The organism is Kitasatospora sp. NPDC056327, assembly GCF_042261735.1.
Taxonomy (GTDB): domain Bacteria; phylum Actinomycetota; class Actinomycetes; order Streptomycetales; family Streptomycetaceae; genus Kitasatospora.
This window is the reverse complement of the sequence record NZ_JBHJRC010000041.1, coordinates 1-25761: the sequence shown is the minus strand read 5'-3', so window position 1 is coordinate 25761 and position 25761 is coordinate 1. Positions and strand designations below refer to the sequence as shown.

35 protein-coding genes and 2 pseudogenes are annotated in these 25761 nt (G+C 70.8%); 21 read left to right on the top strand and 16 right to left on the bottom strand.

From position 1 onward, the window contains the following. Positions 1-48 precede the first annotated feature (48 nt). Entirely contained in the window at positions 49-384 is a 336-nt protein-coding gene (locus tag ACFCX4_RS09075) for a hypothetical protein (RefSeq protein ID WP_376139973.1), read from the top strand. 62 nt (positions 385-446) lie between these two features. On the opposite strand, the gene ACFCX4_RS09070 is transcribed toward ACFCX4_RS09075, so the two are convergent. Beyond that, the gene (locus ACFCX4_RS09070; RefSeq protein ID WP_376139972.1) at positions 447-1178 is read right to left on the bottom strand and encodes a GntR family transcriptional regulator; all 732 of its coding nucleotides are present in this window, start codon (positions 1176-1178) and stop codon (positions 447-449) included. Positions 1179-1375: 197 nt separating this feature from the next. Between ACFCX4_RS09070 and ACFCX4_RS09065 the strand changes: the two genes are divergently transcribed. From ACFCX4_RS09065 to ACFCX4_RS09005, 13 genes are all read left to right on the top strand, one after another. After that, on the top strand, positions 1376-1678 hold the full coding sequence (locus ACFCX4_RS09065; RefSeq protein WP_376139971.1) for a WhiB family transcriptional regulator: 303 nt from the start codon (positions 1376-1378) through the stop codon (positions 1676-1678). Then, positions 1675-1923 carry a hypothetical protein gene (locus tag ACFCX4_RS09060; RefSeq protein ID WP_376139970.1) on the top strand — a complete coding sequence of 83 codons (249 nt, stop codon included), beginning with the start codon at positions 1675-1677 and terminating at the stop codon, positions 1921-1923. The genes ACFCX4_RS09065 and ACFCX4_RS09060 overlap by 4 nt, the downstream gene beginning before the upstream one ends. Next, positions 1920-3065 carry a hypothetical protein gene (locus ACFCX4_RS09055; RefSeq protein ID WP_376139969.1) on the top strand — a complete coding sequence of 382 codons (1146 nt, stop codon included), beginning with the start codon at positions 1920-1922 and terminating at the stop codon, positions 3063-3065. The genes ACFCX4_RS09060 and ACFCX4_RS09055 overlap by 4 nt, the downstream gene beginning before the upstream one ends. 22 nt (positions 3066-3087) lie before the next feature. Further along, positions 3088-3225 carry a hypothetical protein gene (locus tag ACFCX4_RS09050; protein ID WP_376139968.1) on the top strand — a complete coding sequence of 46 codons (138 nt, stop codon included), beginning with the start codon at positions 3088-3090 and terminating at the stop codon, positions 3223-3225. 22 nt (positions 3226-3247) lie between these two features. Further along, positions 3248-3694 (top strand): hypothetical protein, encoded by a 447-nt coding sequence (locus ACFCX4_RS09045; RefSeq protein ID WP_376139967.1) that lies wholly within the window; start codon positions 3248-3250, stop codon positions 3692-3694. Between the two features lie 95 nt (positions 3695-3789). Continuing rightward, positions 3790-3993: a hypothetical protein gene (locus tag ACFCX4_RS09040; protein ID WP_376139966.1), complete on the top strand. Its 204-nt coding sequence runs from the start codon at positions 3790-3792 to the stop codon at positions 3991-3993. A gap of 56 nt (positions 3994-4049) precedes the next feature. After that, entirely contained in the window at positions 4050-4577 is a 528-nt protein-coding gene (locus ACFCX4_RS09035) for a hypothetical protein (RefSeq protein WP_376139965.1), read from the top strand. 31 nt (positions 4578-4608) lie between these two features. After that, entirely contained in the window at positions 4609-6990 is a 2382-nt protein-coding gene (locus tag ACFCX4_RS09030) for a hypothetical protein (protein WP_376139964.1), read from the top strand. A gap of 209 nt (positions 6991-7199) precedes the next feature. Then, positions 7200-7439, top strand: coding sequence for a hypothetical protein (locus tag ACFCX4_RS09025; protein ID WP_376139963.1), 240 nt, complete (start codon positions 7200-7202; stop codon positions 7437-7439). Positions 7440-7448: 9 nt separating this feature from the next. Continuing rightward, entirely contained in the window at positions 7449-7637 is a 189-nt protein-coding gene (locus ACFCX4_RS09020) for a hypothetical protein (protein WP_376139962.1), read from the top strand. 64 nt (positions 7638-7701) lie between these two features. Beyond that, positions 7702-7914 carry a hypothetical protein gene (locus ACFCX4_RS09015; protein WP_376139961.1) on the top strand — a complete coding sequence of 71 codons (213 nt, stop codon included), beginning with the start codon at positions 7702-7704 and terminating at the stop codon, positions 7912-7914. A gap of 75 nt (positions 7915-7989) precedes the next feature. Next, positions 7990-8598, top strand: coding sequence for a hypothetical protein (locus ACFCX4_RS09010; RefSeq protein ID WP_376139960.1), 609 nt, complete (start codon positions 7990-7992; stop codon positions 8596-8598). 625 nt (positions 8599-9223) lie between these two features. After that, positions 9224-9496 (top strand): hypothetical protein, encoded by a 273-nt coding sequence (locus ACFCX4_RS09005; protein ID WP_376139959.1) that lies wholly within the window; start codon positions 9224-9226, stop codon positions 9494-9496. 802 nt (positions 9497-10298) lie between these two features. On the opposite strand, the gene ACFCX4_RS09000 is transcribed toward ACFCX4_RS09005, so the two are convergent. Then, entirely contained in the window at positions 10299-10637 is a 339-nt protein-coding gene (locus tag ACFCX4_RS09000; protein ID WP_376139958.1) for a hypothetical protein, read from the bottom strand. Positions 10638-11018: 381 nt separating this feature from the next. Between ACFCX4_RS09000 and ACFCX4_RS08995 the strand changes: the two genes are divergently transcribed. The 3 genes from ACFCX4_RS08995 (at position 11019) to ACFCX4_RS08985 (ending at position 15007) form a co-directional block, all read left to right on the top strand. Continuing rightward, on the top strand, positions 11019-12890 hold the full coding sequence (locus ACFCX4_RS08995) for a DEAD/DEAH box helicase family protein (RefSeq protein ID WP_376139957.1): 1872 nt from the start codon (positions 11019-11021) through the stop codon (positions 12888-12890). After that, entirely contained in the window at positions 12887-13483 is a 597-nt protein-coding gene (locus ACFCX4_RS08990) for a hypothetical protein (protein WP_376139956.1), read from the top strand. Before ACFCX4_RS08995 ends, ACFCX4_RS08990 begins: the two co-directional genes overlap by 4 nt. 1245 nt (positions 13484-14728) lie before the next feature. Beyond that, entirely contained in the window at positions 14729-15007 is a 279-nt protein-coding gene (locus tag ACFCX4_RS08985; RefSeq protein ID WP_376139955.1) for a hypothetical protein, read from the top strand. A 110-nt stretch (positions 15008-15117) separates the two neighbouring features. Here ACFCX4_RS08985 and ACFCX4_RS08980 read toward each other — a convergent pair whose 3' ends face one another. After that, positions 15118-15579 (bottom strand): hypothetical protein, encoded by a 462-nt coding sequence (locus ACFCX4_RS08980; RefSeq protein ID WP_376139954.1) that lies wholly within the window; start codon positions 15577-15579, stop codon positions 15118-15120. 111 nt (positions 15580-15690) lie between these two features. Continuing rightward, positions 15691-16449, bottom strand: a complete 759-nt coding sequence (locus ACFCX4_RS08975; RefSeq protein ID WP_376139953.1) for a recombinase family protein — start codon at positions 16447-16449, stop codon at positions 15691-15693. Positions 16450-16652: 203 nt separating this feature from the next. Here ACFCX4_RS08975 and ACFCX4_RS08970 point away from each other — a divergent pair, with 203 nt between their 5' ends. Next, entirely contained in the window at positions 16653-16922 is a 270-nt protein-coding gene (locus ACFCX4_RS08970) for a hypothetical protein (protein ID WP_376139952.1), read from the top strand. Positions 16923-17194: 272 nt separating this feature from the next. On the opposite strand, the gene ACFCX4_RS08965 is transcribed toward ACFCX4_RS08970, so the two are convergent. From ACFCX4_RS08965 to ACFCX4_RS08940, 6 genes are all read right to left on the bottom strand, one after another. After that, a complete protein-coding gene (locus ACFCX4_RS08965) occupies positions 17195-17536 on the bottom strand; it encodes a hypothetical protein (RefSeq protein ID WP_376139951.1) in 342 nt (113 codons plus the stop codon). A 214-nt stretch (positions 17537-17750) separates the two neighbouring features. Then, positions 17751-18290 carry a hypothetical protein gene (locus tag ACFCX4_RS08960; RefSeq protein ID WP_376139950.1) on the bottom strand — a complete coding sequence of 180 codons (540 nt, stop codon included), beginning with the start codon at positions 18288-18290 and terminating at the stop codon, positions 17751-17753. Beyond that, a complete protein-coding gene (locus ACFCX4_RS08955) occupies positions 18287-18577 on the bottom strand; it encodes a hypothetical protein (protein WP_376139949.1) in 291 nt (96 codons plus the stop codon). The genes ACFCX4_RS08960 and ACFCX4_RS08955 overlap by 4 nt, the downstream gene beginning before the upstream one ends. Continuing rightward, a complete protein-coding gene (locus ACFCX4_RS08950; RefSeq protein ID WP_376139948.1) occupies positions 18574-18948 on the bottom strand; it encodes a helix-turn-helix domain-containing protein in 375 nt (124 codons plus the stop codon). The genes ACFCX4_RS08955 and ACFCX4_RS08950 overlap by 4 nt, the downstream gene beginning before the upstream one ends. Before the next feature lie 83 nt (positions 18949-19031). Next, entirely contained in the window at positions 19032-19547 is a 516-nt protein-coding gene (locus ACFCX4_RS08945) for a hypothetical protein (RefSeq protein ID WP_376139989.1), read from the bottom strand. 17 nt (positions 19548-19564) lie between these two features. Further along, positions 19565-19768, bottom strand: a complete 204-nt coding sequence (locus ACFCX4_RS08940; protein ID WP_376139988.1) for a hypothetical protein — start codon at positions 19766-19768, stop codon at positions 19565-19567. A gap of 464 nt (positions 19769-20232) precedes the next feature. On the opposite strand from ACFCX4_RS08940, the gene ACFCX4_RS08935 reads away from it, so the two are divergent. Continuing rightward, entirely contained in the window at positions 20233-20505 is a 273-nt protein-coding gene (locus ACFCX4_RS08935) for a hypothetical protein (protein ID WP_376139987.1), read from the top strand. Positions 20506-20532: 27 nt separating this feature from the next. Here the strand turns inward: ACFCX4_RS08935 and ACFCX4_RS08930 are convergent. From ACFCX4_RS08930 to ACFCX4_RS08910, 5 genes and pseudogenes are all read right to left on the bottom strand, one after another. After that, positions 20533-20997, bottom strand: a pseudogene (locus tag ACFCX4_RS08930) (AAA family ATPase); the annotation flags it as partial. Positions 20998-21863: 866 nt separating this feature from the next. Then, the gene (locus ACFCX4_RS08925) at positions 21864-22091 is read right to left on the bottom strand and encodes a hypothetical protein (RefSeq protein WP_376139947.1); all 228 of its coding nucleotides are present in this window, start codon (positions 22089-22091) and stop codon (positions 21864-21866) included. A 218-nt stretch (positions 22092-22309) separates the two neighbouring features. Beyond that, entirely contained in the window at positions 22310-22663 is a 354-nt protein-coding gene (locus tag ACFCX4_RS08920) for a DUF6907 domain-containing protein (RefSeq protein WP_376139946.1), read from the bottom strand. Between the two features lie 95 nt (positions 22664-22758). Further along, on the bottom strand, positions 22759-22947 hold the full coding sequence (locus tag ACFCX4_RS08915) for a hypothetical protein (RefSeq protein ID WP_376139945.1): 189 nt from the start codon (positions 22945-22947) through the stop codon (positions 22759-22761). Beyond that, positions 22944-23174: a helix-turn-helix domain-containing protein gene (locus tag ACFCX4_RS08910; protein WP_376139944.1), complete on the bottom strand. Its 231-nt coding sequence runs from the start codon at positions 23172-23174 to the stop codon at positions 22944-22946. The genes ACFCX4_RS08915 and ACFCX4_RS08910 overlap by 4 nt, the downstream gene beginning before the upstream one ends. A gap of 123 nt (positions 23175-23297) precedes the next feature. Here ACFCX4_RS08910 and ACFCX4_RS08905 point away from each other — a divergent pair, with 123 nt between their 5' ends. Further along, complete coding sequence (locus ACFCX4_RS08905; RefSeq protein WP_376139943.1) at positions 23298-23900, top strand: helix-turn-helix domain-containing protein; 603 nt, start codon at positions 23298-23300, stop codon at positions 23898-23900. Positions 23901-23927: 27 nt separating this feature from the next. On the opposite strand, the gene ACFCX4_RS08900 is transcribed toward ACFCX4_RS08905, so the two are convergent. After that, positions 23928-25490, bottom strand: coding sequence for a recombinase family protein (locus tag ACFCX4_RS08900; protein WP_376139942.1), 1563 nt, complete (start codon positions 25488-25490; stop codon positions 23928-23930). Positions 25491-25520: 30 nt separating this feature from the next. Between ACFCX4_RS08900 and ACFCX4_RS08895 the strand changes: the two are divergent. Further along, positions 25521-25709, top strand: a pseudogene (locus ACFCX4_RS08895) (MBL fold metallo-hydrolase); the annotation flags it as partial. Positions 25710-25761: the final 52 nt, after the last annotated feature.

The following is a 25761-nucleotide window of genomic DNA, read 5'->3' as shown; positions in this document are numbered from 1 at the left end:
GGCCCCGGCCGCGCCGTGCGGCAGGGGCGACCCGGAAGGAGATTCACGTTGGGATCGTGGAAGCGTCTGCCGAACGGCCTGCACCGTATCGAGTGGGAGGGCCGGTCGTACGAGCTGCGCAAGCACCCGGGCCGGCCGGACGACAAGGGGCGGGTCGGCCGTGAGCGCTGGTTCCTTCACCAGATGCTGGCCGGCGGGGTGACGGACCCGGCGCCGGACAGTGCGGGCCTGGGGTCGCGCGTGGACCGGGCGAAGGAGCTGGCGGTCCTCCACCTGGAGGGCTGGTCCGTCTACTACGTGGACGGCGCGCGGGGCGAGCTGTGGCGCCGCGGTGAGGACGTCCGGCCGCTGGACGAGTTGCTGGCGGGCGCGCACCGGGCCTGACCCCGAACACGGCTGTGCCCCGGACCCTTGGGGTGCGGGGCACAGCTCAGTGCGGGGAACGGCTACTCGCCGGAGACCTGCCACAGGCCGGGCGCGTACACATCTTCCCAGACCTCGATCGGTCCGTCCTCGTCGTGGAACACGGTCCGCAGGACCAGGACCGGCACGGCCGCGGTGCGGGGCACCCGGACCTCCAGCGCCTCCAGTTCGTCGCCGGAGGCCAGGCGGGCGCCCCGCTGCTCGGGTGAGCGGCTGATCTCCTTGCCGGTGCGCTCCTTGTAGGTCTCCTGCCAGAAGGGCTTGAGCTGGCCCTGCTGCCGGAGTTCGGGGACCTCCCGGGCGGCGCGGGGGTGGAGGAGCGACAGGGCCACGACGGTGGGCACGCCGTTCTTCCGGAAGACCCTGCGGCGGATGAGGATCTCGTCGCCGAGTTCGATGCCGAGGAGTTCGGCGATCTCGGGGTCCGCGCAGCTGCGGTACATGGCGGCGTGGCCGGTGCTGGTCTCGGCCGGCGCGTACTCCTTGCCGGTGCGGGCGAGGCGGTCGAGCCGTGCGGCGCCGGTCGCGGCGACGGGCCGCAGGTCGGCGACGACGGTTCCGACGCCGGGCTGGGAGGAGGTGAGTCCTTCCTCTTTGAGCTGGCGGAAGGCCCGGTTGACGGTCGTGATGGTGGTGCCGAACTCCTCGGCGACCTGCCGCATGGACGGCAGTTGGTCGCCGGGGGCGAACTTGCCGTCCTGGATCTGCCGGCGGAGGTGGGCGGCGATGTCGCTGTATCTGACGCGGTCGGTCACGGCGGCTCCCTGGTTCAGTGCTGGCGCTTCGAGTGTAGTGCTAGACAAATTATCTGTAGTGCTTGCGCTACATACTGTGTAGTGCTCTACTTTTTCTCGGGAGTCGCCCCGGCCGAGCGCGCCGGACGGCGGACTCCGCCGTGCCCGGCCCACGCGGCGGGCCCCACACCCCAACCACAGTCACGAGGTGATCTCGCATGCCCTCCACCACGCCCGGATCCGTGAAGCGGGGTGAGCCCCTCCCCTGCACCGGTCTCGACCCCGACCTCTTCTTCCCGAAGACCGACGGCACCGACTTCCGCCGGCCCACCGCCGCCGAGAGGCTCGCCCTCGCCGTCTGCGGCCGCTGCCCCCTCGCCCGGCGCGACGCCTGCCTCCGGGAGGCCCTGCGCCACCCGGCCCACGAGCAGTACGGCGTCGTCGGCGCCGCCACCGCCGCCCAGCGCCGGGTCATCATCCGCGGCCGCGAGGCCTCGCGGCAGCTGGGCGTCGCCGCGTGAACGCCGCCGCCGAGCGCGCCCTCGCGCACGCCACCGCCCGCCTGAACCACGGCTGGCCGCTCATCCTCGTCGCGTTCGCCCTCTTCGGCCCCGCCGACGTCCTCGCCCGCCTGGTCCTCCTCGCCGCCGGCGCCCTGTTCACCATCGCCCGGCCCCCGGCGAACGCCGCCGCGGCGAAGACCCGCAAGTCCACCGCCCACAGGCCGGCCACGGTGCCGGCGCCCCGGAAGGACGGATCCCAGTGACCGGCATGACCGACTGGCGGGCCGACCGCCGCGCGGACCGCGCCGCCGAGCGCGCCGAGGACCGGGCCGACCGCAAGCTCGCCGCCGAGGAGGCCCGCAAGGACCGCGCCTCCGCCGAGGCCCGCAAGCGCCGCGACCGCGCCGACCGGACCGCGCGCCGCACCGACCGACTCCAGGCCGCCCGGAAGTGGTTCGCCTCCGAGGGCGACACCGCGTTCACCGTCGCGATGATCCTGCTGTCCGTCACCCCCGCGATCGCCTCCCAGGTCGACGCCCTCATCGGCAAGACCGACGGGCTCAGCGCCGTCTCCCTCGCGCTCATGCTGGAGCTGGGCGCCTGGTCCGCCACCGTCGGCGGCACCAGGGCCCTGCGCGACGGCCGGCCCGTCCTGCCGTACCGGGTCGCGATGTGGGGGTGCGCGGCCGTCGCCGCCGGAATCAACGTCGCCCACAACGGCGGCCTGACGGACTGGTTCGCCATGGTGATGGGCGCCGCTTCCCTCGCCGGGGTCGCCTTCTGGGAGCTGCGCTGCGTCGGCCGGCACGGCGCCTCGCGCCGCACCCGCGAGGAACGCGCCGACGACCGCGCCCAGCGTCGGCACGCCCGCCGGCGGCGCCGCCACCACGCTCCGATCTGGGAGTCCGCGCAGCGGATCCTGTCCGGCGCCCCCCACGGATCCCTGACCGCGGACGAGGCGTGGGCCCTCGCCTGGGCCGACGTCCACGGCGACCTGACGCCGGGCCGCACCGGCGCGATGGAGGTGCAGCGCGCCGCGAACGCGAAGGCGTTGAACGAGGCCCTGAACCCGCGGCCGAAGGTGCTGTTCCCGCTGCCCGGCGAGGAACTGACGGTCCTGCCGCTGCCCGACCTGTCGGTCTACCGCAGCACCCCCGTGGACGCGCCCGGGACGGCCGCAGGGAGCGGCGGAACGCCGCAGGTCGGCGACCAAATCCCCGCGCCCGCCGAGACGTCCGTGAAGGCCCCCGCGAAGACCTCGCCGAAGCGCCCGGCGCCGGGCTCGGTGAAGGGCGGCCGGGTCGGTCCCGGCAACCCGCCGCGCCGCCGCAAGGGCGACACGCCGCGCTACTCCCAGGCCGCCCGCGTCGCGGCCAGCCTGACCGCCCGCGAATCCGCCGCCTGACCGCTCGCCTCCGGAGACTGCCATGCCCGTCCCCCCGCGCTTCCGCTGCCGCACCTGCTGCGACTGGGGCACCGTCCTGCCGCCCGCCGGCGGCCCGCCGATCCCGTGCCCCGAACCGCAGTGCCCGATCCGCAAGAACCCGCCCGCCCCCGCCCGCTGACCCGTCCCCGGAGGACACCGCCATGAACGCCTACGCCATCACCGCCGCCCAGGCCACCGTCCCGGTCACCTGGACCAGCCAGGCCGGCACCACCGCCACCGCCCAGATGCCCACTCTCCTCCACACCGCCTACGACAGCGCCGAGCACACCGCCGCGGTCGTCCGGGCCGCCGAGAGCCCGCAGTTGGTGACCCCCGCCGTCACCACCCAGGCGTCCGCCGGCGGCAGCGTCATGACCGGCGGCGCGCTCATCGGGGTGGTGCTCCTGACCGTGTTCATCGCCCGGTGGAAGCACACCAGCAAGGAGACCAAGTTCTGGTTCTTCTCTGCGATGGGCATCGCCATCCTCCTCGGCGGATGGGGCTTGTTTGGGACCGTCTCGCAGACCGTGAAGACGACCGGCGACAGCGTCGGCACCTCGATCTCCAACACCGTCGGCAACGGCGGCCAGGCCGCGCAGTCCCGCTGATCTGGCCGCTCCCCGCGCCGCCCCGGCCCGCACCTGCGAGGCCGGGACGGACGGAGAGCGGCCAGCCCGGCAGCTCCGGTTCGAAGGAGAGTCCGATGATCCGTCACTACCCGACCCGCGGTGGCGCCCACGTCGTGGTCAGTGAGACCCCGCTCGGCAGCGGCGGCCCGACGCTCACCTCGTGGAAGTGCGCCGGGTGTGGCGCCGGCCCCCGCTCCTCCGAGGAGAGCGGCACCCCGGCCGCCAAGCGCCTCGACGACGAGGCCGCCGCCCACTCCCTGCAGTGCACCGCCCGGTAGCCATCCCCCACCCGTGAGGGGTGCGACATCAGCAGAATGCCGCACCCCTCAACCCCTTGCGCCTGACCGACCACCACCTGGAGAACATCATGGGATTCCTCGCCACCCTCAGCGCTGCGATCGACCACATCGGCTCCGCCGAGACCCGGGCCCTGCGCGCCGTGCGCCTTGAGCACGACCTGTGGGCCGCCGAGACCGCGCGGGCCGGTGTCACCTACTACACCGCCCTGCCCTCCACCTACTACGACGGCCACCCCATCCACGAGCGGTACACCTTCGTGCGGCGCGCGTCCTGGGGCCCGCAGACCGGGCAGTGGCTGACCGACGCCGGCACCCCGTCCTGGGGCGTGTGGCTGGCCCACGGCCTCTTCACCACCGACCCCCGGCCGACCGTCGCCGACTACCGGATCCGGCAGGAAGAGATCGCCCGCGCCTTCGAGAAGGGCATGGAGGCCAGGGCCGCCACCCGCGCCGGATGGGCCGTCGCCTCCGACGCCACCACCGCGTTCTTCGCCACCGCGGCGGGCCAGGCCCTGCAGCGCGAGTACCCGGAGACCGCGAAGGCCCTGCGGCTCGCCGCCTGACGGCCACCCCACCCTCCCCGAGGAGCCCATCGTGACCACCACCGACATCCCGGCCGCCGGCGCCCCGATCCCGCCGCGCCCCGAGCAGCCGCCGGCCGTCGACTTCACCAAGACCGCGCACGCCCCCGCCGACCCCGGCGGCCAGGCCGAGCCCGACCACGGCCCTCTCGCCGCCCACCTGCGCCGCGCGGGCCAGCGCACCGCGGCCTGGCTGAAGACCGAGGACCTCACCACCGAGGACATGGCGAGCGCCGTCCTCGATCACCGCCGCCGCCAGAACCAGGCCCGCGAAACGCAGCTGCGCCAGGAGCTGGCCCGGGTGTCCTCCCGGATCGTCACCGCGAAGCGTACGGAGGTCGGTCGCGCGGACAATGACGTGCACCGGGACGGGCCGGAGGTCGTCCAGCTCAAGGGGCAGCGCGAGCTGCTGCAGGCCCAGCTCGCCGAGCACCAGGAGATGACCAAGGCTGGAAGCGGGACTCCGCCGACCGACGGGGAGCTGTCCCGGGCTCGCTGGAGCCGTAAGGCCGGCCGGGCCGCGGGCCTGGTCGGTGCGGTCGTCGGAGGCGGGGTGCTCCTGCCCGTGCAGGACCCGCGCTGGCTGCTCGCCTCCCTGCCCGCCGCGGCCGTCGCCCTGTGGCGGGCCGGCGCGCGGGTCGAGAACGAGGAGACCGGCCCGCGGCTGTCGGCGTTTGAGCAGGTCCCGGCGCAGGCGCCGGAGCCCGCGCAGGGCCCGGCCTTCGCGGCAGCCGTCCTCGCGGCCCAGCAGGCCGTCCAGGAGGTCACCAGCCCCGGGGCCGCGGCCGCCCGCCAGGTCGCCGACGCCGCCCAGGAGGCCGCCCAGGTCCAGGGCGCCATGGACCTCATCCACGCCCTGGTGCAGGCCGGGATCGTCACCAGGGCCGAGGCCCAGGACACCCGCCTTGTCGGGGTGATCCGCCCGGACGGGCCCGGCTGGACCGCCACGGTGGAGCTGCCCGGCACCGCCACCGCGGAGGAGGCCATCGCCAAGGGCACCGAGCTGGCGTCCGCGCTGCGGGTGAAGTCGGCCCAGCTGCAGATGTACATGGACGTCAGCGACGACGGCCACGAGGGCCGCTTCGTCATCTGGTGCGCGAACACCGCCAACCCCTACGCCGGCGCCCCGGTCCCGTCGGAGCTGATCGGCGCGGGCAGCTGGGACTTCTGGCAGCAGGGGATCCCGCTGGGCACCAACGCCCGCGGCGTACGCAAGATCCTCAACCTCTTGTGGAACTCGCTGCTGATCGGCGGGCTCATGGGCTACGGCAAGTCGTATCTGGCCCGGCTGATCGCCTCCGCTGCGGTCCTCGACCCGTACGTGCGGATCATCCTGCTGTGCGGGAAGTCCGGCGCGGACTGGGCCGCGCTCAAGCTCGTCGCGCACTCCTACGTCTCCGGCAACACCGCCCCGGTGATCCGCGACATGCACGCCGTGATGGAGCAGACCATCGCGGAGATGTCCCAGCACGGCGTGCGCCTGGAGCAGCTCTTCGAGTCCGACCCCAAGGCCTGCCCCGAGGGGAAGGTCACCCCGGCCCTGGCCCGCACCGAGGGCCTGGAGCTGACCCTGCTCCTGGTCGACGAGCTGCAGGAGATCCTCGACGCGGCCGCCGGCATGAAGCTGCTGTCCGCCGACGAGGCCGAGGCCGCGCTGGAGGCCGAGGGCGGGCGCAGGCCCGCCGGCCGCAACGGCAAGGACGTCATGGTCAGCAACTTCGCCCGCTTCATGCGCGTCGCCCGTTACGTCGGCGGGATGGCGGTCATCGTCACCCAGCGCCCCGACTCCAACTCGGTGCCCACCGAGCTGCGGGAGGTCGCCAGCATGCGCGGCTCCTACCGCGTCAAGGGCGCGCACTCCGCCCGCATGGTCCTCGGTGACGACGCGGTCGCCGCCGGCGCCTCCCCCCACCGCCTCCTCGACCACCACAAGGGCGTCGTCGTCTTGGACGAGGGAGCCCAGGAAGGCCACGACACCGTCCGCGCCGACCTGATCAACCTGGACGATTTCCGTGCCATCTGCGAGCGCGGCCGTGACCTTCGCGTCCTGGCCGGCACCCTCACCGGCTACGCCAAGCAGGTCAGGGAGAGGGACCAGGCCCAGGCCGCCGAGGCCGCCCAGGCCGACGTCGCCCGCACCGGCCGGGACCGGCTCCTCGCCGACGTCCTCGCCGCGATGGACACCGCCGGCGTCGACCGGATGCGGTCCGAGACGCTGCTCACGGCCCTGACCGAGGCCCGCCCCGAGGAGTACCTCGACTGGAGGGCGAGCAGGCTGACCGACGCCCTGCGCGAGGCCGGCGCCGGACAGACCGAGCGCCTCGGCCCGTGGGAGGGCATGGCCAACCCCCGCGGCTACCTCCGCCAGCAGATCGCCGACACCCTCACTCAGTGACCGGTTTACCCCGGTTTGGTGGGCGGTCGGAGCGCCATCGGTCCTGGCCATTGCCCCAGTTTGCACCGGTTTGGCCGATGGTCGGGCATCCCCGCAGGGCGGTCGTCCGACCACCCCGACCACCCCCTCAACCACCCCATAAACCAGGGCAAACCGCCCCACGACCTGGGGTCGACCGCCCCTACAAACCAGAACAAAGGAGACATGGAATGGAGATCGACGAGGACGCCTTCGAGGCCCGGCAGGCGGCCGTGATGGACGAGACCCTCGCCCGGATGCGGAAGGCGGACCCCGACCTCAACAGGATCTTCCGGGTCGGTTTCGTCCAGGCCCGCGACACCGGCCGCACCGACGAGCTCACCGCGCAGATCGAGCAGTACGCCCGGACCACGCACGAGCAGGGCCGCCTCATCGACTACCACCGGCTCTTCGCCGGCCGCGACCACTAGGAGATCGCCGTGACCATCTTCGAGCCCGGCGACGAGGTCGTCATCACCCACCCCGTCTCCCCCGACAGGCACCCGGCCGGCACCTGCGCTGACGTCACCATGCTCGGCACCGGCGACCAGCAGGGCCTGGTCGGCATCGTCGTGCGCGGCGGCGGCTACTCCGTCGTCTGGGCCCACGAGCTCAGCCCCGCCGACTGATCCCCGCGCACCTCAAAGAGTGCGACATCACGCACGCCTCGTACACCCCCTGGAGGACGATCCCGTGACCACCCAGCTCGCGGCCGTCGCCGACGGTACCGCCCTCACCCGCGGCGGTTTCGACAGCCTGGTCTGCTGCGACCAGCCGATGACCGTCGCCCACGCCGACACCCGCCTGCCCGTCGCCGGCGCGACCTGCGCCACCTGCCTGTGCGTCATCGTCTCGGCGGACTACGGCCCCGCCCGGATCAGCCGCTGCACCCGGCACCGGGCCTGACCACCACGCGGGCCGTGCGACCTCTCGCACGGCCCGCACTTCTCGCACACCATCTGACCAGGAGAGGAGGCCGAGATGCCCACCACCACCCTCACCGCGCTGGACCTGGACGAGCAGCTGCTCGGCCCGCTCCTGGTCGCCGAGGTCGAGCACTACCTGCGCACCCTCGCCACCACAACGGCGCCCCCGCCCGCGCCCGTCCCGGCCGCCGCCGACCGGCCGCGGCCCGGCACCGCCTGGTACGCGCTGGCCCTGGCCGTCGCCGCAGACCCGGACACCAGCCCGACGCCGGGCCCTCCCGGCACCGTGCCCGCGGCCGGTTCCTGGCAGGACGGCCGCCCAGCCCCCGCACCGAGCCTGACGGACCGCCTCCTGCGCCGGCGCCCGACCGTCCCGGTGACCGCCGCCCAGCACCTGCAGCTCATGGACCGCTACATCGCCGCCCACGGCTGGACCCAGGGCCGGCTCTGGGACGCCGAGGGCCGGGTGTGCGTCCTCGGCGCGCACCTGCGCGTCCTCGCCGCCGGCTACGGCACGGCGGCCACCGCCTGGCAGGCCCGCCTCCTCATCGGCAACACCCTCGGCCGCGCCGGCCACCCGGTGCCCGTCGACACCTGGAACGACCGCCCAACCACCAACCAGGCCGACATCCACCACCTCCTGCGCACCACGGCCCGCGCCTGAGGCAGAAGACGGACCAGCCCCCGACCACACCGGCCGGGGGCCTCGTCCGTTCCCCCAAGGCAACTCGTCGACGGCGCCATCCGTACCCCACAGCTACCTGGTGGTCAGCAACTCCAGCAGTCGCACTAGCGGCTCACCGGCCGCCCCCAGCCCGCAGGCCCATGCCCGAACACGGCTGGCCGACTCTTTGCGGGACACGCCGCCAATGGTCACGACGGCGAACGCGGAACCGAGCTCTCCCTGAGCGAGGTACACCTCGGCTTCCTGACCGTCAGCGGCAACGGTGACGGCGACGGTCTGGTGGTGCCAGTAGGTGACCGTGACGCAGTGATGTGCGAAGCGCGGGCATGAGGGCATGGGTCCTCCAATGCAAAAGGCCCAGCCGGGAATCGGCTGGGCCTTGACTGGGTGAGTGGTGGCGCGACACGGGCGCCTGGATGCCGGGGCGCGGGTCCGCGCGGGCATGCAAAAAGCCCCGGGCCTGAGTGGCACGGGGCTTGAAGTGGGTCCTGCGCGGGGACAAAGCCCGCACACAACGCGGATAGCGTAGCTGAAAGTCGTTTCACCAGGGAAGGCCCGGTTCGGCTACCCCTCGATGTCAGACCTGCCACCTACGCTCGCGGGCATGAGTAGCTATGTAGGGCCCGTCGAGATCATCGCGGGCGGCATTCAGGCGAGCGCCTATGCCGACCTGCAGGTAGGCGTCAGCGGCTACCTGCGCGAGTGGGGCGGAACCGTTGATCTAGCCATCGACGGAGGCGACGCGTGGACGATCCAAGATGCCGACCAGGTCGTATTGCGCCTGCCCGACGGCACGGAGGGACACGGTTTCTCTGTGGGCTTCGTCGCCGGGTCCGCGAGTCTGCGCATTCGCGGCAACGGCTCAGCGCCGTTCTGACCTGGTGGAGGTCCGCAGTTCCCAGGGGCCCGGCGACTGTCGAGAGTGTGGCCAACACGACCCGTCCCTGTGGCCGGGTGGCCGGTGCCGGCCCTGCTGGGAGGCGCAGTTGGAGTTGCGTCGGCGCCGAGCCGCGGCTGGACCAACAGCCCTGTACCGGTGCTTCGACGAGAACGGCTGGCTGCTGTACATCGGAACGAGCCTGGATCCGCGACGGAGGTTCCGGGAGCACCCGCACTGGTTCGGCTGGTGGCCAGCGGTCGCGCGGACGGAGGTCGAGTGGCTGCCGTGCGGCTTCCCCGAGTCGATGTACGCCGAGCACCTGGCGATTGCACTAGAGCGACCGGCATGCAATCTCGCACCTGGGGTCGAGGTCGAGGAGTGCGGGCCTGCGATGGAGGGCGGCACGTGGTTCGACCGCGGTGCACAGCTCCGGGAATGGCGGAAGTGGTTCGCCCTTTGGCGGGACTGCCAGTTGCAGCCGGAGGAGGTGAAGGCACAGGAGTCGGCCCTCGGCACAAGAGGTCGTCACCCTGATGACGGTTAGGTCGGCCGACCAGTACAGCGTCCCGTCGCGTCCACAGCGCGACGGGGACACCTTCGAACCGTCAGCGCGCAAGCACGACCTGCAGCTCGGTGTCCTCGCAGCCGTCCGCGATCCGGCGCAGCGCCAGCGCCTCCCGCGCGTCGACCGTCACCCTCGCCCGCCGAGAAGGAAGCGCCCCGTCCGGACGTCCAGACGGGGCACTTCGCCGCAAGCAGGGCCAGACGTTGACCTTCTCAGCGGCGAGGAGCCAGCGATCTACACCTGCCGCGCTGTATGGGCGGGCACCTCAATACCGGACCGGGCCAGATACTCGTTGGCCAGTAGCCGTGTTGCCTCGCCGAGGTCCCACCCCTGGGCCTTACACCAGAAGCGGAAGGCGTGCCAGAGGATGATCTTGTCCCCAGGCGACCGCCGCCGTGGCGCTCCCCGGGCGTTGAGCGGGGTGTCGAACTCCTCTTTGGCGTGATCCCGGCACTCCTGCGGCACCCATTCGGGATGGGTCAGAAGAAGCTCCTGTGCGTACTCCGCAGGGTACTTGAAACTGTCGTACGGCTCACGGGGAAAGGCTGCGATCGCCTCGGTGATGGTGGTCATGGCCGGCAGCATGCCAGCCGGTCCAGCCGGTCCGCAGGCGACTTGACAACCGACCCCACCCGACCTGCCGCGAGTGCGGGACATCCTGGCGACACCGGGTGCCACGCCACCATCCGGCATATGCCCGCCAGTGGCACAGGGTGACATTTGGTCAGATTGTCATCCACTCGGAGTAATCTGTTCCTGCCGAATCCCCTCAACTCGGCACAGACACAACGATGCCCTCGACGGGGGACTGCCGACTCCTGTGAAGGGCGCCGACCAGAGGAGTGTGCGACCTCCCATGGCTCAGGCTCACCGTAGCGCTGATCCCCTCGCCACCGCCGCGTGGTAACCCCTCCCCCTCAACGACGCCGCTTCAACACCTCCGAGCGCGTAGCGATGTACCTCGCTGCGGGCGGCAAGTGCGTGAAGTGCGGCACCCTCCTTCGCCCCGGCTGGCATGGCGACCACATCACCCCCTGGTCTGCCGGCGGCCCTACCGATGTGATCAACGGGCAGGCGCTCTGCCCCAACTGCAACCTGACGAAAGGCACAACGCACATGGCATGGACCGGCATGGCCCCCCGCGAGTGGCAGCGCGCCGCCCTGAACACCTATGTCGCGCGGGACGCCCGCGACTTCCTCGTGGTTGCCACGCCGGGCGCCGGAAAGACCAACTTCGCGTTGCGGCTGGCCAACGACCTGATTGAGAGCGGCATCGTCAAGCGGGTCGTCGTCGTCGTACCGAGCGAGCATCTGAAGATGCAGTGGGCCGCCGCTGCCCACAAGTGCGGGATGGAGATCGACCCCACCACCAAGAACCGCGACGGCCTTGAGAACCCCGAGGACTACCGCGGCGCGGCAGTGACATACGCGCAGGTCGCAGCCCAGCCCGACTTGCATCGAATGGGCTGCCAGCAGCGTACGCTCGTCATCTTCGACGAGGTCCACCACGCCGGCGACGAGAAGGCCTGGGGTTCCGCGGTGAAGCATGCGTTCGGCGAGGCCTCAAGGAGGCTGGCCCTGTCCGGCACGCCCTTCCGTTCGGACAACAACCCGATCCCCTTCGTCCGCTACGAGCGCGACAGCGAGGGAGTGTCCCGCTCGATCGCGGACTACACCTACGGCTACGGCCAGGCCATCCGGGACAACGTCTGCCGGCAGGTCGACTTCCACTTCTACGACGGCGAGATGAAGTGGATGGACTCCGGGGCGGTGACGTCCAGCGCGAACCTCTCCGCCGAACTGGAGAGGGGCGATGTCTCTGCCGTGCTGGAAACCGCCCTCGACCCGGTGACCGGGTGGATGAAAGGCCTGTTGATGAAGGCCGACGAAACTCTGACGGCGATGCGGGCGGAGGCCCCCCGAGCCGGCGGCTTGGTGATCGCCTACCGGGCGCCCCAGGCGAAGGCCTACGCCAAGATGCTGAAGGACATCACCGGCGAGGACCCGGTAGTCGTCTTGTCCGAGGACGGCCCTGAAGCCAAGCTCGGCATTGACCGATTCTCGGACGGCAACCAGCGGTGGCTCGTTGCCGTCCGGATGGTTTCGGAGGGCGTCGACGTCCCTAGGCTCGCGCTCGGCGTCTACGCCACAAAGACGAAGACCGAGATGTTCTTCCGACAGGCTGTCGGTCGGTTCGTGCGCCGCCAGGGCCAGGAAGATGAGCAGATCGCCACGGTCTTCGCGCCCGCGCTCTCCGGACTCCGCATCATGGCCGCACAGATCGAGCAGGAGATCCGGCATGAACTCGACCTCCAGGACGAGGAGATCGAGCGTGAACTGAGCGACGGGAACGGACAGCAGATGCTGGACCTCTTCGCCCGGATTCCGCTTGCGGCGTCCCAGCCCACGTTCCATGGTGCGATCCACGGTGGCACCGAGTGGACGGTGGAGGAGAACGAACGGGCGGAAGAGCTGCTGAGGAAGCACGACTTCCCGCCGAGCGTCCTTGCCTCGATGCGCAAGCTCGTCAGGGAAGAGCTTGGCGAGCTGACGAAGGTCGGCACCGTACCAATGCCGATCCCCGCCCAGGGCAAGCTAGTTGCTGCGGGAATCGCAGACGAGCCCCTGCATCGCAAGCGGAAGGCCTTGGCCGATCAGCTGACGAAGCGCTCTCGCCACGCGGTGTTCAAGCTCGGGCTGGAGCACGCCGAGTTTCAATGGCGGGTGAACAACGTCATGAGTGTGCGGAAGCGTCGCGATGCGAGCATCCAGCAGCTTCAGCGCGGGCTGGAGTTCGTCGAGCAACTGCTCCGTGAAGCCCAGTGACGGCACGGGAGGAGGGGCGTGCGCGGGGGACACTCGTCGAGGCGCTATCCTCGGCGCTGGAGCGTGGCGGCAGCGGACTGGAGAACGCCCCGGAGCTGCTGCGACGGCTGCTGACAGACGGGTCCTGGCGGTCGTTCGTCACTGTGCGCGGCGAGCTGGTGGAGTACGAGCGCTTTGCCGACTTCGTCGTGACTCCGCCGTTGAAGGGCCTCGGCGTCACGGTCGCGCTCGTTCGGAGGGTTGTGGCTGATAGCCCGACGGCGGTGGATCTGCTGGACCGAACGCTTCAGCGGCCGTCCTCGGTCCACGCCCATGACAATGTACAAGGCGCTGAGGCTCCGACGGGGAACACTCAGGCGGCCGCCCTCCGCCGACTCCGGAAGGACGCGCCAGAACTGCATGCCGAGGTCCTGGCCGGCCACCTGTCCGCGCACGCCGCGATGGTCCGGGCGGGCTTCCGGCGGCGGGCCGTGAGCGTCCCCGTGGACGACACCGAGGCGACCGCGCGGGCCCTTCGCAAGCACCTGCCGCCCGAAGCGCTCGCCGATCTGGCAGCCCTGCTGACCGCGCCTGTCGTCGACTACCCGACGTGAGTCGGGCGCCCCGCTCTCCGTGGAGGGCGGGGCGCTTCCTCGTCAGTGGGCGAGGGTGACGCTGATCGGCACGTCGTCGCAGCCGGCGGCGATGCGGGGGAGGGCATTGGTCGCCCGGTCGGCGACTTACTGGCCCGACTGGGCCACGTTTCGAGGCGTTTGAGAGCCCCGAAACACCCTCGCCCTCAAGATAGCGACGTTCTCCCAGGGCATAACTTGCAGGCCAGGAGCATCCTCCAGTTCTCCATACACACCCTGCCCGTTCACTCTTTTGGAGTAGCGGAGGTTCACTCTTTTGGAGCATTGGCCAAGTTATTGAGGCGAATCACGACGCGAGGCCAGGGCCTAGCCACCAGGGCCCTCACCTGGATCAACGTCCGAGTAGATCGCTCGCGCAGGCACCCCGGCGGCGGCTGCCAGGACCGAGAAGGTCGCGGTTAACCGCGGTTCGAAAGCGCGCTGAACTGCGGAATCGCCGGGAATCACCCAGGCCGAAACCTGACCTATGCTGGCCGCAGCCCGGGTCCGGAAATGCAGAAGAGCCGCCTGGCCGGGCGGCTCTTCGCTGACTGCATCCCATCGGGTATTCCCAGTACACGATCGAAAGGAGCAGCAGAGCTATGCTGCCACACCACTCTCAGGCCAACGACCGCCCGCGGCGCACACGGAGCCGGGGTGCCGGGGATCTTCCTGTGCCCTTTCCGGTCGTCGCGCTCCTGGTCGATGGCATCCTCGTAGCCGGATCAATCGTGGCGGGGACGAGTCCGTCGCAGGCAGTGCTGACGGGCATCACCGTGTGGGTTGTCCCGATGATCGCTCTGCATCGCAGGCGGGCCTAGCCAGCCCGGGGTCCCGGTCAGACTTGGCCGGGACCTTCCGCGGCGAGTCAGGCTCCCGGATCGGCCACGGAGATCGGCTGGCGGCGGCGGTAAGGGTCGGAGTGAACAAGCCCCGCGCGGTGGCGGGCGGCACGCAGAGTGGAGCCGGAGAATACGGCGGCCATGCCGGGAATCCCTGGGGGCTGGGGGTGCGCTACCTGCGCGAGCGGTGCCCGTCACGGGCTTGCCTGCCCCCCATCCCGGAGCCGTCCCTGCCGCGTTCGCGGGCCGTGAAGGTGGCCGGCGGTCCCATCCGGGGAACCCGCTGGCGACGGCCGATGCGTGCAGCTACAGCAAGCTTATTGCCGGTTGGTAACATTTGGCCACTATCACGCCGGATGTCCGGAGCGGGCACTAGCCTCCGTCCATGACGAACAACCTCACCTGGATCGAGGCCGACGAACTGCGCCTCACCAGCAATCTGATCCCCAACCCCACCAACCAGTCGCAGCTGCTCAACCAGCTGTCCAGCATCCGCATCGCCCTCGACAACGGGTTCGTCCACATCGACCCGCGGCCGACGAACGGCACGGTGCCGGTCGACCGGAAGGCCGAGTACGAGGTCCTGGTCGTGCCGGCCTCCGCGATCGAGTCGGTCCGCTACCGGGTCGTGCCGAAGAGCAGCAGGCTGACCGTGCACAACTGACGAGCCCGGCGTAACGGAACCCGTAACGAAAAGGGCCCCGGCCGACGACGGCCCCGACCAGCGGCCGACTGTCAGACTTCCATCACCGGCGCGCTTCTCATGGCAGCAGGTCAGCCGATCTTGGCCTCTACCGGCAGGAACACACACTTGTTGGGGTCCGACGAACCAGGTGGAGCAATCCAGTACTCGACCCTCAGTCGGCCTGCTGGTTTGATGTACCGCAGTCCCGATAGCTCACCGTTGCTGGTTCCGTTGAACGCCTTGCCCTCGACGAGCAACCGATAGCGCTGTTCGACATCGGTGTTGTTTGTGACCTCGATCGTCGCGACCGCAGCGAGTCCTCCGGTTGCCAGTGGCGTCTGCCGACAATCAACGACCAACGCCGTCAGCGGCGTTGCAGGGCCAGGGGCGGGGTCGTCGCTGACGTCCTTGTCGGCGACGAGATACCCGACCGCGGCCCCGCTCGCTAGTGATACGGCTGCCAGTACCCCGAGGGCAAACCGAAAATCTGGTCGCCGTCGCGCGTCAGCGTTCGGCGGCCAAGGTCGGGAAGGTGGCACGTAGGCCTGCATGTGACTCCTGACTCCGTAGCAATGCGAGGAGCCTGTCAGTCGGACAGCCGGCACGCTGCTCGTTCGCCGTCCTGTTACCAGTTCGATCTGCCGCGCATCTCAGCCGATCCGTTATGACAGCTTCCCCATCAGCCGGTCCGCCCGGGCCAGCCGCGTCCGCTCCCGCTCCGCCTCCCGCGCCCGAGCGGACTGCGCCCGGGCGGACTCCCGGGCATCGGCGTCGAGGAGCCGGGCAACGGTCGTGGGGTGCCAGCGGCCCCCGCGCTTCGACGGCACACCCTCCTCGTTCAACCGGCGGGCAATCTCCCGCACCCCCACGCCCTCCGCCCGCCAGGCCCGCATCCGGGCCAACACCTTCGCCTCGGTAGGCTCCTCCGCCAGCTCCTTCTTCACCGCCTGCCGCCCATACGACGGCGCCCCGTGCGCGTACCCGCCCGCCTCCGCCTTCGCCCGCCGGCCGCCCCGCAGCCGCTTCACGATCAGCCCGCGCTCCAGCTGCGCCGCCGCGCCCATCACTTGCCGAACAAAGGTCCGCATCGGGTCGTCGTCGTCATCGGGCAGGTGCTCGCCGCGGTCGGCGGTGAACACGCGCCCGCCCCGCGCCCACACCACCGCCAGGATGGCCTCCTGCTGGGTGAGCTGGCGGGCGATCCGGTCGAGGTTCGGCGCGAGGATCCCGTCCGCCTGGCCGTCGGCGATCCACTGGAGCGCCTCGGTCAGGCCGGGCCGCTCGTCGTCGCCGGCCTTCCCGCTGATTGCCCCGTCGGTGCACACCTTGACGATCCGGTGGCCGACCGAGCGGGCCCACTTGCGGACGTCCTTCTCCTGGGCGTCGAGCCCGTACCCGTCGAGCTGGGTGGCGGTCGACACCCGAAGGACGGCGACGAGCCGAAGACTGCCGGACGGCCGACGAAGAGCGTCAACGTGCTGTTTCTGGCCCACGGTTGTCCACACTTTCTGGAAAAGATGTAACAAGGCTGGTGGCAACGGGATTGCCGCCGATCGGGCTATCCGGCGTGCGCACGAGTACGACCGTGTCGATGCTCGAAGGACAACGCCGTAGGGAGGCAGGCATGGCATCGTTCGCGCTCACGGTCGACGGCGGCGAGGTGGTCGTGTCGCTCAATCAGTTCGACGTGACACACCGGAGCGGACTCTGCGAGTTCCTCCTGGAACAGGCCGACATGGATCGCGCGCCAGTGATCAGGAACCGGGACCGACCTGAGAACGGCTACGAGATCAAACTCCAGTGGAGTAGGCGTATCAGCCGAAAGGATCTCGACTACGTGGCTGCGAGGCTTCAGGACCTGGTACCCGGCCTTGAGGACGGGGACAGGGCTTAGCACGATCAGGTGCCTCGGGGCCCCGGCCGAGACACGGCCAGGACCCTCCAGCAGGCCGGGCTAGAACGGCCCCGCAGGGCCTCCCCGGTGTCCGGGCCCACCCCCGCCCTGTTCGGCCGTTCCAGCCACGACAGCAGCAGCGTCCCGGGCCTCCCCAGCCGTACGGCCCAGAAGCCGCTCCGCGCGCCGCTCCCACGACGGACGGCCCCGCCCCGACCCGGCCCGCGGTTCGAGCAGCTGCTCGGCGTGCCGCTGCGCCGACGGCACCGGCTTCACCGCGTCCATGACGCCACCTCCTCCACCGGCCCGGCCGGCTCGCCCCGCAGGACCCGCTCCTCGGCCTCGTTGCGGCGCCGCTTCGCCTCGATGAGCTCCCGGATCTCGCGCTCCCTCCGGGCCCGCTGCGCCGGCGTCGCCACCTGGTGCTCGTACAGCGGCTCGACCGGCACGCCCGCCGCGACGTGAGCCTCGTGGACCAGGACGACGAGGTCGTCCGGCGGCACCTTGCCCATCTCGCACGCCCGGCCGTGGAACACGCAGTACAGCCGGACATCCTCCGGCACCGGCGGCGGGCCCAGCCTGGCCAGCCGCGCCCGCAGCGTCCGCGCGCTCACTCCGCACCATCCCCGTCGACGTCGAAGCCCGCGTTCGCCGCGGCACGCACCGCCCACGACGGCAACGGCGGACCACCCCGGCGACGGCCGGCCCTACGGCCGCGCGCCTCCGCCGCCAGCCGCTCCGCCCGCTCCCCCTCGGACACCGCAGCCACGGGCCCGTCCTGCTGCCGCAGCCGGGCCGCCGCCTGCTGCGCCCAGTCCCCGCCGCCGCTCACAGCCCGGCCTCCCGAACGTGCGCTACGGCGTCCCGCACGTTCTGCCGGGCCATCGACAACCGCTGCCACCCGGCGTGGTCCCGCAGCCCGCGCCCGTCGAGGTTGAGGTTCAGCACCGGCCGGCCCGGTGCGACCCGGCGGTGCAGCGCCACGGCGTGCTGCGCCTCCTCGATCCGCTCCTCGGCCTCCCGCAGGGCGGCGAGCGCACGGTCGACGGCGTTGGTGAACGCGGCGCCCGCCGAGTCCTGGAGGGCGGTGCCGCTGCCGGCGGTGAGCCGGGCGAGGCCGTCGAGCGCCCGGTCGGTGGCGGTGCGGGCGTCGGCGGCGAGGCCGGCCTGCTCCTGGTCGCCGCGCGCGGTGTCAGCGGCCAGCCGGGTCTCGCGCTCCCGGACCAGGGCGTCCTGGAGGGCGGCGAAGGCGCGGGCGATGTCGGCGGGCAGGTGCTCGGGCCGCAGGGTGACGTGGGCGGGCGGGTTGAGGGGGCGGGCGACGACGAGGTCGACGAGGCCGGCCGGGACGGTGGTGGTGGTGGTCACTGGTCCTCCTGGTGAGCGTGCTGTGGGTAGAGGTCGGCGCGGACGGCGTATGGGTCGGCCCCGGGTTCGCCGGCACGGAGCCGGCGGAGGACCTCGGCGTTGACGGCCTCGGCCTGGACGAGGTACTCGCGCATCTGCTCGCTGGTCGGCTGGGGCTGCTCGCCGAGTCGGACGCCGTGGCGGGCGATGAGCTCGTACAGGGCGATGTCCTGCTCGGTGGGCCCGGTGTAGATGGGCCGGTCGGGTTCGAGGGCTTCGAGGCGGGCCCGAAGGCTGCGGGCGCTCACGCGGCCCGCCGGTCTTCGGCCGCGGCTTCCAGGGCGGCGAGGCGTTCGTTCAGCTCCGCATGCTCCGAGATCGCGGGCAGGGACGACAGGAGGACGGAGGCGGCGCGGACGCGGATGCCGGGGCTGGGGTCCTTGAGCGCCTGGTGCAGCGCGGTGACGGCGTCTCGGACGGCTGCGCCGAGAGCGGCGACCGCTTCGGCGAGGATCGCGCGCCGGGCCGTCTGGATCTCGTTCTCGAAGTCGGGTTCCTCACGCCACCTTCGGATGGTGCGGGCCGAGACTCCGGTGTCGCGGGCTGCCTGGTCGACGCTGGTGCCGCGGGCGATGAGCAGGGCGACGTCATTTCGTGTCTGCAGGCCATAGACGGCCATCGGTGGTCACCTCCAGGGGTGGGTGGTGCTGGGTGGGGTGCCGGGCGGGCCGTGGAGGGTCGGCCCGCCCGGCCGGGGTGGGGTTACTCGTCGAGCGGGCGGAGCCGCAGCTGCTCGATGCTGGAGGCGAGCGCCAGGACGTGCCCGTACAGCGGGTCCCTGGAGCCCTTGTCGATCCCGACGGCGGCGGGGTTGTCCTTGGCGACGGCGGCGAGGTTGGCGTGGGCCGCGCAGTGCCGCAGCTCCTCAAGGGCTTCCTGGCGGAGGCGTTCGAAGCGGGCGGCGTGCAGCCGGTACGACTCGACGGCGTGCTGGCGGGCGGTGCCGGCGGTCGCGAACGCGGTGTCGAAGAGGTTGAGGAGTTCGACGCGGACGGCGTCGTCGGCCTTGGCGAGGGCGTCGGTGGTCTTGCCGCCCTTCGGGCTGCCGGCCCGGCTCCAGTCGGCTCGGGCCTGGTCGGCGTGGTGCTTGGCGGTGGTGAGGGTGTTGAGCTGTGCGGCGAGTCGGGGGTGGAGGAGGTCGGGGAGCGGGGGGTTGGGGAAGTTGGTCTCGATGCCGCGGCCGTCGGGGAGCTTGACGGCGAAGAGGCTGGTGTTCACGGGGTTCTCCTTCGGGGTTAGGCCGCGCTGGCGGCCGGGGTGCTGTTGTCGAGGTGGGTAAGGCGGTTTCGGTGCCGGGTGGTGAGGCCGGCGGCGCGGGCCAGGTTGAGTGCGGCGCGTGTTCTGGCGCGGCGGGTGCGGCGTTCGGTGGCGGTCTGGACCTGCTGGCGTACGCGCTGTTCGGCAGCGGCTCGGAGGGCTTCTCGATCGGCGTGGTCCATGGGTGCGCTCCTTGATCAACATCCGACGTGTGTGGGGTTGCCGAGAGCGGCCCATTCGCGGTCGAGGGGCTCCCCGCAGACGTCGCATTCGGGCTGGGTGTTCCGACCTGTTCCCGCCCTAAAGGACGGGGGGCGGGAACAGGTACGGTCCGGGCACCTGTTCCCGACCTGTCCCGGATCTGTTCGGAACAGGTCTGATCTGCGCTTTCGTCAGAACCTGTTCTGTCCGGGAGAACAGATTCCGGCTGATTCGGCGGGAACAGGTCGGGAACAGGTCTCAGAACAGGTTTCGTACCCCGGGTCTTCCGGATCCGGATGGCCTCCGAGAGCTTGGTGGTACTGGCCTTGATGCCCAGCCGCTCGCACTCCCGCTGCAGCCGATCCCGGCCGAGGAGGGGTACGCCGGCCTGGTCGAGCTGGTCGGCGATCCAAGCCGCACTGCCCGGCTCCGGGACGGTCGGGGCGTGCTCCGGGATGCCGTCGAGGGGCACAAGGACGACGGAGGTAACGGGGCCGCCGTCGTCCTTCGCCTCACCGTTGAGGGCGACCTGGTGGAGGCCGAACATGACGTCGCCGAGTTCCTCGTCGTCTTTCTGCTTGCCGGTCGACAGGGTGATGGTGGAGTCGTGGAGGCCCTTGCCCTTGCGGATGATGCCCAGTTCGGTCTGCAGGGCGCCTTTCACGGCCGTGGCACCGCGGCTGCGGTCGCCTTCGTGGCCGGTGTGGTGGACCAGTAGGACGCAGGCGCCGGAGGCCGCGCGGAGCTCCTCCATGCGGTGCACAACGCGGCCCATCTCGGTGTTGCTGTTCTCCTCGATGCCGACGGTCACCCGGGCCTGGGTGTCGACGACGATGAGGCTGGGCTGGAGGCGCCGGCACAGTTCGATGAGGACGAGCCATTCCGGGTCCAGCGCCTGAACGGGCCGGGGCAGGAAGCGGACGCCGGTCATCTTGCGGCCGTTGTGCTGCTCCCAGGCGCGGACGCGCTTGCGGATGCCCCGGATGCCCTCGGCTACGAGGTAGATGACGTCGCCCTGCTGGGTGTCACGGCCGTGCCAGTCCTTGCCGGTGCCGACGCAGCCGGCGAAGTCCAGGGTGGTGAACGACTTGAAGGTGCCGGACGCGCCGTAGATGCGGGCGAGGGTGTCGCGGAACAGCAGGTCGGTGATGACCGGTTCGAGGGGCTGGATGCTGTCGAGGTCCCCCGTATCGAGGAGCTCGGCCTGCATAGCCCTCAACCGCTCCTCGAAGTGCGCCTCGGCCGCGTCGTCAGGGGAGACGTAGTGCTCGTCGGACTCCGTCTTCTCGGCGGCCGCCAGGTCGACCGTGTCCGGTGCGGTGCCGTGCTCGACCAGGTCGTCGAGGCCAGCTCCGGCGGCTACGTGGTCGGAGAGGTCCTTGCCGCAGGCGGGCAGATAGATGCGGTTCGGAATACCGGCACCGGCCAGCATGGCGCCCACCTTGCGGGCGTGCTTCAGACCGGCCTCGTCCGGATCCCGGTCCGCGATGATGCGGACCTCGGACGCGCCGCGGAGCATCTCGGTGTAGCGGGGCTGCCAGCCCATCCCGACGCCACCGACCATGGTGGTGGCGACCAGCCCGAGGCGGCACGCGGTGTCGGTGTCCGGTTCGCCCTCGCACAGGGTGATGACCTCTCCGCGGGCGGCGGCCGCGCGAACCTCGGGGAGGTTCAGCAGGACCCGCTCGTCCTTGGGCGGGTGCCCGACCCGGCCGTCGGGGAGGCGTGGCCTGATCTGCTTCGGGATGAACCGGTCGACGTACTGCACGACGGTCCCGTCGGTGTCGCGGTAAGTCCAGGTCTTGACGGGGGCGTTGGCGGGGCGGCCGGTGCCCTTCTCGTCGAAGAGGTCGGACGGGGCGAGGCCGAGAGGGGTGAGGAAGGCGTCGAGGGCGCCGGGGGCGTCCTGGCACTTGTGGCAGAAGACGACGACGTTCTTGTTCCGGCCGATCTCGAAGGACACGGTGTCCGGGGCGTCGCCTTCGTGGCAGATGCCGCGTGTACGGGCTCTGCCGTTGCTGAACCTGACGGTCTCCCCGGCATCGCGGAGGGCGTTGGCGAGACGCTCGAATGCGCTCACAGACCCTCCCCGTCGAGGTGGCGGACGGTGGCGCGGAACGCTTCAGCGACGGCCCAGGGGTCTTCGCCGACGATGTTGACGAGGCGCGCCTGGGTGACGGCGCTGGCGAGGCGGGAGACCGTCAGGTCGGAGAGACGGCGGGCGGCACCGAGGTCGATGACGACGTCGTAGCCGGCGGGGACGGGCGGAAGTCCGCCGTTCTCCTGAGCGGGGTGGGGCAGCACGGCGAAACCCCAGCGATCCGTTCGCAGGGCGATACGGATGCCGGGGTGGACGAGCGGTCGCCCGGGGGTGGCCGGGAGTACGCTGGTGCTGGGCCCTCCTGGCCTGACTTTCTTGCACCCGCCGGTCTCGACCCGGCGGGTGCGGTCGTCTGCGCGCAAGGCTTGTGCTCCTGCGGTTGGGCCGGGGCGGCTGGAGGGTGCCGCCCCGGCGGGGTGGGTCAGGCCTGGGTGGTGATGTCCTGGAGCTGGCGGGCGAGGGCCCGCAGCTGGTTGGCGAACTGGTCGAGGTCGTCGGCGAGCTTCAGGGCCTCGGCGGGGTCGAGGTCGGCGGTGTCGCCGGCCCAGCCCAGGCACAGGTACGGCTCCTGGGTGCCGTTCTCGCCGTCGAGGGCCATCAGCTGGGCGTCGAGCATCGGCGTGTCGCTGGCGCGGTTGGGGTCGCGGAGGCCGGTGATGGGGCCGTAGTGGTCCCAGTGGGCCGGCTCGGTGTTGGTGCAGATCCCGCCCAGGACGGGGCAGGTTCCGGCCGTCTGGGTGGTGCCGGGCTGTCTGGTGTCGCTGGCGTCTGCCATAGTTGGCTCCAGAAGGTTTTTCGCCCGCAGGTTTCTCAGGCCGTTGCGCGGGCGGAGGGTTTGGGCCTCGGCTACTGCCGGGGCCTTTTGCCTGTTCAGGCCGTACGGCGCCGCGGCGTGTTAGCGCCGTTGAAGATCGCGCGGAGCTTGACGATCTCGTCATCGGTCAGGGGCGGCATCGCGGCGACGGTGCGCTCGATGTGCTCCCAGTACTTGGCTTTCTTCTCGTCGCCGGCCTCGCGGGCTTCGCGAGCCTTGCGGAGCGCGTAGGTTTCGCCGGTCACGCGGCGTCCTGCGTCTCGATGTCGAGTACTTCCGCGAGCTTTAGGGCGGAGTCGGCGCGGGGCTTGCAGGCGCCGGTCTCCCAGCGCGACACGGTGCCGGGGTTCATCCCGACCGCCCGCGCGACCTCGCGAACCGACAGGTGAAGGGCCTTGCGCTGTTCGCGGGCCTGACCCGACGCGAGCATGCGTCGGACTGCGGAAACCCGCCGAATGGCGATGATGTCCATGCTGCGAGTGAACACTATGACCCAACATCAACGCAACACAGATGGCTGAAGTGTTCACACATGCCACGATCACCAGTCTGTGTTGTGTTGCACTCGCTTCATGATCTCCGGGACCATGGCGGCATGCCCGCGACGGAAGCACCTATCAGCGCCAATGCCGATGAGCCCAACTACTGGCCCATTGGCGTCAGTGGAGCCCGCACAGTCGAGGTGCAGGTCAGCGACTCAAGCCACGTCGCTATCACTGCGTTCCTCAGGTTCGGCTACATGCCGGAGATCCCGCTCCAGCTCATGGGTATTCAGCTCGCCCCAACCAAGGCATCTGAGGGGCTGATGCCCTCGGAGCTCCGAGACCTTCCGTTGCACAGGTGGGAACGTGCTGCCCGCGCCGCCGCCGAAAACGCTCTGCTGGCCGGTGCTCCCCACGGGCAGGCTGTCGACCCCGCCTGCGAGGCCGAGGCCCTAATCGCTGAGCGGTTCCCAGAACTGAACGGTGATCTCCGCGGCAATGCACTGAGGCGCCGACGCAGCCTCGTACACCTAGCCCAGATGATGAGTGAGTACCGTCTCGCCGAACAGATGGGCTCACGCAATCCCGCACAGCAAGTGGCCGATAAGTTCGGAGTCACGGCGGCGACAGTACGAAGTTGGCTACACCGCGCACGCCGCGAAGGCCTCGCTTCCGAGAGCCATCACCCCAACGCCGTCACTTCCCGAAAGAAGTAGGCCCTGCAGATCCGGCAGGGCCTACTCTCACAATTTCACGCCCAACCGTTCAATCCGCACCGAGTCAGGGTTGTAGCCCGGCCCCGTCCGGCCGGTCCTCAGCACCGTCACCCGCAGCTGCATGGCCTCCAGCACCTGGGTCTTCTGCGCGACGCCCAGCCGCCCCCAAGCCTCTTCGGCGCCCGGGCCGACGAGCCCTTCGAAGACCGTGAGGTCGATCGTCGGCGCCAACCGCTTGGCCTCCGCCTGCGCGGCAGTGATCTGCTGGCCGAGGGACTGGTTGATCCGCAGCAGCTGCTCCCGGGTGATGTGGCCGACCGCATAGTCCTCCGCCACGACCGACTGCTTGGCCTTGAGGCCCGCGACCTTCTCCAGCGCAGCCATGGCGGCTGACTCGTCCGGCTGAAAGACTTCTGCGGCTCGCGGATCCGAGAGAAGCCGCACCGCGACGTCAGACACGTGCTGGTCAAGGCTCGCCTTGTTCCGGCCGACGCACCCGGCCGGGGAGTGGCAGACGTACGTCTCGGCGACGTGGCCACGCTTACGGTTGCCGCGCATCGCGACCCTGAGCCAGCTGCCGCACTCGCCGCACGACCCCACCTCGGTCCAGGACAACATGTGCTGACGGAGACCGGGTCGGTACTGGCTGCCAGCCTTAACTCCGCCAGTCGCGCGCGCAGCCAGCATGACCTCGACCCGAGCATGCTCCTCTGCTGTGATGAGTGCTGGCCACGCTGCGGGGTACTCCGTGATCGCGCCCTCCACCGTATGGATGCGTACGCCCATGTTGCTCTTTCGAAGAGCGATCTTCTTGACGGACGTCTTGCTCCAGCGATTCCCTTCGGCATCCTGGGTATGAGCCCGCAGCTTGCGCTCCTGACCCGCGCCGGGTGCGGGGACCTTGCGCTCGTTGAGGTCGATGGTGATCGACATGAGGCTCTCACCGCCGAGCACTCGGCGTACGATCTCGCGGACGACGGCGGCCTGCTCGGGATCCTCGACGTCGTCGAAGCCGATGATGCGTCCGCGGCGGTCGTACTGGTACTCCCGATGCCAGCCGTAGGCTACGGCGCCGTTTGCGCGGCCTTCCTGGGCTCGTTCGAGGGCTGCGCGGGTGACGCGTTCGGACTTGACCTCGGACTCGCTGGTGTCGTTCTCGCCGACCTGGGCGAGCTGGGATCGCTGGGATGCCTTGCTCAGGTCGTAGTAGCCGCCGGCCTCGAAGGCGACGAACACCCCGACGCGGCGAAGGTCCTCGATCGCCTGGGCGCGTTCGACGCGGTTCCTCCAGAGCCGGCTGGAGTGGTACGCAAGGATCACGATCTTCTTGCCTACGGCCTTGGCGTGCGGCGCCAGGGCAATGGCGTCCGCGATGAGCCGGTCGTAGTCGGGGCGGTCGTCGCTGAGGGCGGAGAGGTCGTTGTCGGAGTACTCGGAGACCAGGTACCAGTCCTCGCGGGCGCAGTAGTCTCTGAGGTCACCGGCTTGACGCTTCACGCCTCGTCGCTGGTCCAGGGGGTCTTCGGAGATCCGCGAGTAGGCGAGCGCGAGGACGGAACTGCTCGGCAGCGGATTCGGCAGCGTGGTCACGGTTGACATGTTACCCCTGGATGCCCTTAGCTGTTCCCCGGCGGGGTCGGGAACACCTGGGGCGACAAGGAGGCCTTCGCGAGCCTCTTCCGGGACGTCGGCGAGAAGGTCTTCGACGTCCTGCCGGACGAGACCTGGGTCTACCCGGGCCACGGCGGCGACACCACGCTCGGCGCCGAGCGCCCGCACCTGGCCGAGTGGCAGGAGCGCGGCTGGTAGTCCCGCGCCCGGGGCGCACGCCCCCGGACGCGAACGGCGGCGGGCCCGCGAC

Excerpts from the sequence above, each read along its gene's own strand:
- ACFCX4_RS08985 (WP_376139955.1), top strand. The coding sequence starts at position 14,729 with ATGACGAACAACCTCACCTGGATCGAGGCCGACGAACTGCGCCTCACC.
- ACFCX4_RS08950 (WP_376139948.1), bottom strand. The coding sequence starts at position 18,948 with ATGGCCGTCTATGGCCTGCAGACACGAAATGACGTCGCCCTGCTCATC.
- ACFCX4_RS08970 (WP_376139952.1), top strand. The coding sequence starts at position 16,653 with ATGGCATCGTTCGCGCTCACGGTCGACGGCGGCGAGGTGGTCGTGTCG.
- ACFCX4_RS08920 (WP_376139946.1), bottom strand. The coding sequence starts at position 22,663 with ATGGCAGACGCCAGCGACACCAGACAGCCCGGCACCACCCAGACGGCC.
- ACFCX4_RS09045 (WP_376139967.1), top strand. The coding sequence starts at position 3,248 with ATGAACGCCTACGCCATCACCGCCGCCCAGGCCACCGTCCCGGTCACC.
- ACFCX4_RS09040 (WP_376139966.1), top strand. The coding sequence starts at position 3,790 with ATGATCCGTCACTACCCGACCCGCGGTGGCGCCCACGTCGTGGTCAGT.
- ACFCX4_RS09000 (WP_376139958.1), bottom strand. The coding sequence starts at position 10,637 with ATGACCACCATCACCGAGGCGATCGCAGCCTTTCCCCGTGAGCCGTAC.
- ACFCX4_RS09065 (WP_376139971.1), top strand. The coding sequence starts at position 1,376 with ATGCCCTCCACCACGCCCGGATCCGTGAAGCGGGGTGAGCCCCTCCCC.
- ACFCX4_RS09025 (WP_376139963.1), top strand. The coding sequence starts at position 7,200 with ATGGAGATCGACGAGGACGCCTTCGAGGCCCGGCAGGCGGCCGTGATG.
- ACFCX4_RS09010 (WP_376139960.1), top strand. The coding sequence starts at position 7,990 with ATGCCCACCACCACCCTCACCGCGCTGGACCTGGACGAGCAGCTGCTC.
- ACFCX4_RS09005 (WP_376139959.1), top strand. The coding sequence starts at position 9,224 with ATGAGTAGCTATGTAGGGCCCGTCGAGATCATCGCGGGCGGCATTCAG.
- ACFCX4_RS09050 (WP_376139968.1), top strand. The coding sequence starts at position 3,088 with ATGCCCGTCCCCCCGCGCTTCCGCTGCCGCACCTGCTGCGACTGGGGC.
- ACFCX4_RS08995 (WP_376139957.1), top strand. The coding sequence starts at position 11,019 with ATGTACCTCGCTGCGGGCGGCAAGTGCGTGAAGTGCGGCACCCTCCTT.
- ACFCX4_RS08910 (WP_376139944.1), bottom strand. The coding sequence starts at position 23,174 with ATGGACATCATCGCCATTCGGCGGGTTTCCGCAGTCCGACGCATGCTC.
- ACFCX4_RS08980 (WP_376139954.1), bottom strand. The coding sequence starts at position 15,579 with ATGCAGGCCTACGTGCCACCTTCCCGACCTTGGCCGCCGAACGCTGAC.
- ACFCX4_RS08940 (WP_376139988.1), bottom strand. The coding sequence starts at position 19,768 with ATGGACCACGCCGATCGAGAAGCCCTCCGAGCCGCTGCCGAACAGCGC.
- ACFCX4_RS08905 (WP_376139943.1), top strand. The coding sequence starts at position 23,298 with ATGCCCGCGACGGAAGCACCTATCAGCGCCAATGCCGATGAGCCCAAC.